The sequence below is a fragment of the Candidatus Kryptonium thompsonii genome, from assembly GCF_001535985.1.
GTDB classification, from domain to species: domain Bacteria; phylum Bacteroidota; class Ignavibacteria; order Kryptoniales; family Kryptoniaceae; genus Kryptonium; species Kryptonium thompsonii.
This window is the reverse complement of the sequence record NZ_CZVS01000020.1, coordinates 24,871-31,196: the sequence shown is the minus strand read 5'-3', so window position 1 is coordinate 31,196 and position 6,326 is coordinate 24,871. Positions and strand designations below refer to the sequence as shown.

The following is a 6,326-nucleotide window of genomic DNA, read 5'->3' as shown; positions in this document are numbered from 1 at the left end:
CGACAAGATGACCCAAGTGCAGTTTTCCAGTTGGTCTCATTCCGCTTAGGACAACTTTTCCGCTCAATTTTGCATGGAGATTTTGTTTTAAAAAACTTTAAAAAATTTAGAAAAAAGTAATCAAAAATGAAATTATAAAGATTCATTCCTCGTCTATGACCCAATATTCGACGAGATTATCCGGTAGGTTTGCGATGAATCTGGACGGTTTTGTTAAAACGAACCCCGTTCGGGAATCGTAAATTCCAACAGGATAACAGATGAAAAGGTGTTCCTTTGCTCTTGTGCAGGCAACATACATCAATCTTCTTTCTTCTTCCATTTCGTCGTCATTTTTTGCTGAATGTGAAGATGGGAAGATGCCATCGAGAGCGTGAATTATAAAAACTGTGTTCCACTCAAGACCTTTTGCAGAGTGAATTGTTGAAAGGACGAGATATTCATCGGGGTACTTGAAAATTGGGTCAACCTTCAAAAAGAACATAACTGCTTTTTTCTCATAGCGGATTACCACGCATTAACTACAAATTTAGATACATCAGAAATTTATCAAAATTCAATAGAAATGTTGATCGATTGGCTTGCTTCAGGCGTTGACCCCAATTTAAGTCCCGTCTTCAGGCAATCACAAATTAAAGAACACGCAGAATTGCACCTGATCTTTTCAATGCTTATCACTGTATCAAGACTTGAAAGAAATCCAACATTGAAAGAGCAAGTCCGGGATCTTCAACTTGATAACATATCTTATGGTCACCTTGGATACCCCGTTCTACAAGCCGCTGATATTTTGCTCTACAAAGGAGAACTTGTCCCTGTAGGTGAGGATCAATTACCACATCTTGAAATAACCCGCGATATAGCAAGGCGATTTAATCAAACTTATGCCCCCGTTTTCCCTGAACCGGAGCCACTTTTGACGGAATTTGCAAGGTTACCCGGTCTTGATGGGAAAAGAATGAGCAAATCACTCGGCAACACAATTTTAATCTCCGATCCACCTGAAGAAATAAAGAAGAAAATGAAAAAAGCATTTACGGATCCACAAAAAATTTACAAAGGTGACCCCGGAAGACCCGACATTTGCCTTGTCTTTACATATCACAAAAAATTTAATCCCGAAGAAGTCCCGGAAATACGAAAGGGATGCGAGTCAGGTCAACTCGGATGCGTTGAATGCAAAGCGAAGGTTTCGGAAAAAATAATCGAATTTTTAAAACCAATACACGAAAAAAGAGCATACTTTGAGTCAAATGTAAAAGAAGTTAAAGAAATCTTATTAGCAGGTGAAGAAAAAGCACGCGAAGTTGCGCGCAAAACAATGCATGATGTCCACGAGGCTATGAAACTCGGTTGAAAACTAATTTACTTCAAAAATGAAATACAAAGTTAAACTCCCATATTTCGAAGGTCCGCTCGATCTTCTTCTCTTCTTTGTCAAAAGAGATGAACTTAACATATACGACATTCCAATCTCAAAAATCACCAAAGATTTCCTTGAATATATCCACTTTATGCAAATGCTCGACCTTGAAATCGCAAGCGAATTCATCGTTATGGCATCAACACTTATGCAAATAAAAGCAAAAATGCTGCTCCCAAAGCCCGAAACCGATACTGACGAAGAAGAGGAAGACCCGAGGACTGAATTGGTAAAACGATTGCTTGAATACAAAAAATTTAAAGAACTCGCCAACGACTTCTCAAAAATGGAAGATGAAGCAGGAAAAATTTACTATCGTCAATACTTTAAACACGATGCGAGGGATTACTACGATGAAGAGGAAATATATGGGTCTTTAAAAGATGTCTCATTGTTTGATCTAATTTCAGCATTTAAAAAAGCATTTGAAAGTTCAAAAGAAAAAGAATTTCAGGAAATTGAGATCCAGAATTATAGAGTTGAAGATGAAATGGAGAATATACTTAACAGGTTGAAGTTTAAAGATAGCTTCTCATTCAACGAGATTTTAAGAGATTACGCTGAAAAATTAAAAATCATCGTCGCTTTTCTTGCAATTCTTGAGCTTGCAAAGCTTAAAAAAATTAAAATCTCACAGAATGAAACATTTGGGGAGATTTTCATAGAGAGGGCTTTAGATACTCAGGAAAGCTATGCAAACGCAATTTAAAACAAATCTCAACCATCGTTAATGGAGAATTTAAAATCAATTGTTGAAGCTATAATTTTCGCATCAGATACCCCATTAAGCCCAAAGCAAATCAAAGACATTATAAATGAACCAGCTAAAAAATTCTCATCAAATGGCGAAACAGGAAAGATAAGCGAAGACGATATAAAGAATATAATTGCCGAATTAAATCAAAGATATGCCGAGCAAGGTTCCGCTTTTAGAATCATAGAAATAGCTGAAGGTTATCAATTCGCAACGCTTCCAGAATTTGCAAAATGGGTTGGAAGACTTTTTAAAGAAAAAAATAAAAGAAAACTCTCACAACCAGCCCTTGAAACACTTGCGATAATTGCTTACAAACAACCCATAAGCAAACCTGAAATCGAGTCAATTCGTGGTGTAAATGTTGACCATATAATTAAAACGCTCCTTGAAAAAAAATTGATAACAATCGTCGGAAGGGCTGAAACAATTGGAAGACCACTTCTATACGGAACAACGAAAGAGTTTCTCAAATATTTCGGCTTGAAAAGCTTATCCGAATTACCAAAACCACCAGAAATTGATGAAATTATGAAGGAAGAAAACTACGAAGACCAACTTAACTTGAGAAATGAGGTGATGGACGATGAAGGAGAAAATTCAGAAGAAAACTGAAGAAAAGGGTGATGAACTTATACGCCTAAACAAGTACCTTGCGATGTGTGGCGTCGCATCAAGGCGAAAAGCAGATGAGCTAATCCAACAGGGAAGGGTTGAGGTAAATGGCAAGGTTATAACTCAACTCGGTGTAAAGATAAACCCACAAAAAGATATAGTTACAGTCGATGGAAAACCAGTAAAACCTGAAGAAAAATTAGTTTACATCGTTCTAAACAAACCGAAAGACTGCATTACAACAGTAAAGGATGAAAAAGGTAGAAGAACTGTCCTTGATTTGGTGAAGGTCAAGCAAAGAATTTTCCCAGTTGGACGCCTCGACAGAAATACAACTGGTGTTCTCTTGCTTACAAATGATGGAGAACTTGCCTATCGCCTTATGCATCCAAAATATAAAGTTGAGAAAGCATATAAAGTCGAAATAGATAAACCGATAAAACCAGAAGATATTGAGAAATTGAAACGTGGCATAATGCTTGACGGAAGAAAAACAGAAGCTTGCGATATCTATATACTCCCAGATAGTGATAAAAAAGAACTTGGCATAACAATTCACGAAGGCAGATACAGACAGATAAGAAGAATGTTTGAACGCCTTGGATACAAAGTTAGAAAATTACACAGGGTAAGTTTTGGCGGTATAACCGTCAGTGGAATGAAAAGGGGAGAGTGGAGATATCTCACAGAAAAAGAGATAAAAAAGTTAAAAAAATTGGTTGGGCTTGAATAAACAAAAAACTTGAAACTCTATGATCAAAAAGCTACTTCTTTTCTCTATTCTTGTTTATTTCTATTCCTGTGCGTCCGCTCAAAAAGTAGTTGAATCGAAACCGGAAACTGAGAGCAAAATTACCGACAACGAAATCATCTATTATGAAGATACCGCACTAAATCAATTAAGAAACGAACTTAACGAAATTTTTAAAGACCCGTCTTTTTCAAATGCCCACTGGGGAGTCATAGTTCAATCACTAGAAACTGGCGAATATATCTACCGGCTAAATGAACATAAAAGTTTCATCCCTGCCTCAAACATGAAATTATTCACTACAGCCGTTGCCTTACTTAAACTTGGTCCTGACTTCAAATATAAAACTTACCTTTATACCGATGGCGAGATAAAAGGCGGAATATTATATGGCAACCTTTTCATCCGTGGAAGTGGTGACCCAACAATTTCAGGTAGGTTCACAAATGGCGATGTCACCAAAACCTTCAAAGACTGGGCTGATAGTTTGCTCAAACTTGGAATATCCGAAATTTACGGCAATATAGTTGGCGACGATAATTATTTTGACGACCAATATATGGGAACTGGTTGGGCATGGGACGATGAAACATATTGGTACTCTGCACACATCAGCGCCCTTTCTTTTAACGATAACTGCGTTGACTTTGAAATTTATCCCGGCAAGAGAATCAACGATCCCGCTATAATCAAAATCAACCCGAACACAAACTATGTTCAAATAAAAAACCAAGTAATAACTGTCCATCCTGATAGCTCAACTAAAATTGACTTCTTTAGAGCACCGGGCACAAATATAATCAATGTCTTCGGAAAAATAAGCTTAAAATCTAAGCCATATAAAGAATCAATAACCGTCCACAATCCAACTCTTTACACCGCAACCGTTTTCAAAGAAGTCCTCGAATCAAAAGGAATAAAAATCACCGGTTCGCCAGTTGACATTGATGAAACATTTTTTAAACCAGATTATGAAAAAATGAAAGTTCTTGCCTCTTACGAGTCACCTCCACTGAGCGAGATCATAAAAGTTATAAATAAACGAAGTCAAAATTTCTACGCTGAACAAGTTTTTAGAACTCTTGGTAAAATTTTTGGCGGGGAAGGTTCCACTGAAAAATCAGTTGAAGTTGTTAAAAATACCCTCGCACAAATTGGAATATCACCAGATTTAATTTCCATTTATGACGGTTCCGGCCTATCGCGTTTAAATCTTGTCACACCTTTCCAGGTTATAACCCTTCTAAACTACATGTTTAAACACGAATATTTTTCATATTTTTATGATTCATTGCCGATCGCCGGAGTTGATGGGACGCTTGAAACACGAATGAGAAAGACAAGAGCACAGGGGAATGTGCGGGCAAAAACTGGCTATGTTCAATATGCAAGAGCCTTATCAGGCTATGTTAAAACGAAAGATGGAGAGATGCTCGCATTTTCGATGATCACGAATAATTATCTTATCCCAACGGCAGTTGCAAATATGATTCAAGATATTGTATGTCAAAGGTTGGCGGAGTTTTCAAGAAAATAAAAAGGGCGGGATTTTTATCCCGCCCTCGCTTTGCTTAACGTTGATCAATTGGAACATAGGTCTGATCCATCGGTCCAACATACTCAGCCCTTGGTCTGTAAATCCTGTTATCCGCGAGCTGTTCAAGTATATGTGCGGTCCACCCAGTGATACGACTCACCGCGAAAATCGGGGTATAAAGATCAAGCGGAATTCCCATATAGTAATAAACCGATGCTGAGTAGAAATCAACATTGGGCCATACACCTTTCTCACCAAATTCCTTTACCCAAAGCTCTTCAATCCTTGCGGACATCTCATACCACTTGGTATTACCAAGCTTTTCACCAAGCATCTTCGAATATTTCTTCAATATCAAAGCCCTTGGATCCATTGACTTATAAACTCTGTGTCCAAATCCCTCAAGTTTTTTCTTCTCTGCAATCGCTTTCTGCACAAAATCATCAACCTTCGAAAGATCACCGATCTCAAGCAAATACTTCATAACTTCTCTGTTCGCTCCACCATGCAAAGGTCCCTTCAATGTCCCAATCGCAGATGTAACCGCCGAATACATATCAGTCAATGTTGAAATCGTCACCCTCGCTGAAAATGTCGATGCGTTCATCTCATGTTCCGCGTGCAAAATCAAAGCAACATCCATAATCTTTGCATAAAGTTCATCCGGCTTTTCACCCTTCAACATGTAAAGGAAATTGGTCGCAATGTTAAATTCTTTATTCGGCTTTACAGGTTCTTTGCCATTCCTTATCTGTTCCCAAGCTGCAACTATCGTCGGAAACTTCGCCGTAAGACGAAGAGCTTTCCTCCTATTCGCCTCAAGTGAATTATCATTCCTCTCAGGGTCGAATAAACCAAGAAATGATACCGAAGTCCTCAAAACATCCATAGGGTCAGAATCCTTAGGCATAAGCTTCATAACTGTAACAAGCTGATCGGGAATCTCATACTCAGCACGAATCGCCTTTACAAATTCATCATACTCACTCTTCTTTGGGAGGCGATAATTCCACAAAAGAAATGCAACCTCCTCAAAGTTAGAATGCTCAGCAAGATCTGCAATATCATAACCAAGATACAAAAGTTTACTTCTTTTACCATCAATGAAACAAAGTCGAGTCTGGTTTGCTATTACATTTTCCAGACCCTTTACATAGGTTGGTTGTGTTGTTGGTGCCTGTGACATAATTAACCCCTCCCTTTAATTTGTTTATGTATGTGCTTCTTGTTAAAAATTGATCGCCCC

The 6,326-nt window shown here is 38.0% G+C and carries 7 protein-coding genes; 5 read left to right on the top strand and 2 right to left on the bottom strand.

What is annotated here, in order from left to right; translation table 11 throughout:
- Nucleotides 1-142: 142 nt before the first annotated feature.
- Nucleotides 143-484, bottom strand: coding sequence for a 3'-5' exonuclease (locus AWW78_RS03645; RefSeq protein ID WP_047134247.1), 342 nt, complete (start codon nt 482-484; stop codon nt 143-145).
- Here AWW78_RS03645 and trpS point away from each other — a divergent pair.
- Genes trpS through dacB form a run of 5 tightly spaced genes read left to right on the top strand, consistent with a single transcriptional unit; the run spans nt 437 to nt 5,080 of the window.
- A complete protein-coding gene (trpS, locus tag AWW78_RS03640) occupies nt 437-1,357 on the top strand; it encodes a tryptophan--tRNA ligase (protein ID WP_047134246.1) in 921 nt (306 codons plus the stop codon). The genes AWW78_RS03645 and trpS overlap by 48 nt on opposite strands.
- 19 nt (nt 1,358-1,376) lie before the next feature.
- Entirely contained in the window at nt 1,377-2,132 is a 756-nt protein-coding gene (locus AWW78_RS03635; RefSeq protein ID WP_047134245.1) for a segregation and condensation protein A, read from the top strand.
- Nucleotides 2,133-2,153: 21 nt separating this feature from the next.
- On the top strand, nt 2,154-2,792 hold the full coding sequence (gene scpB, locus AWW78_RS03630; protein ID WP_047134244.1) for an SMC-Scp complex subunit ScpB: 639 nt from the start codon (nt 2,154-2,156) through the stop codon (nt 2,790-2,792).
- Nucleotides 2,764-3,525, top strand: coding sequence for a pseudouridine synthase (locus AWW78_RS03625; RefSeq protein WP_047134243.1), 762 nt, complete (start codon nt 2,764-2,766; stop codon nt 3,523-3,525). The genes scpB and AWW78_RS03625 overlap by 29 nt, the downstream gene beginning before the upstream one ends.
- A gap of 19 nt (nt 3,526-3,544) precedes the next feature.
- A complete protein-coding gene (gene dacB, locus AWW78_RS03620) occupies nt 3,545-5,080 on the top strand; it encodes a D-alanyl-D-alanine carboxypeptidase/D-alanyl-D-alanine endopeptidase (protein WP_082349089.1) in 1,536 nt (511 codons plus the stop codon).
- 34 nt (nt 5,081-5,114) lie between these two features.
- Here the strand turns inward: dacB and AWW78_RS03615 are convergent, their stop codons facing one another.
- Complete coding sequence (locus AWW78_RS03615) at nt 5,115-6,266, bottom strand: citrate synthase (RefSeq protein WP_047134242.1); 1,152 nt, start codon at nt 6,264-6,266, stop codon at nt 5,115-5,117.
- Between the last annotated feature and the right edge of the window lie 60 nt (nt 6,267-6,326).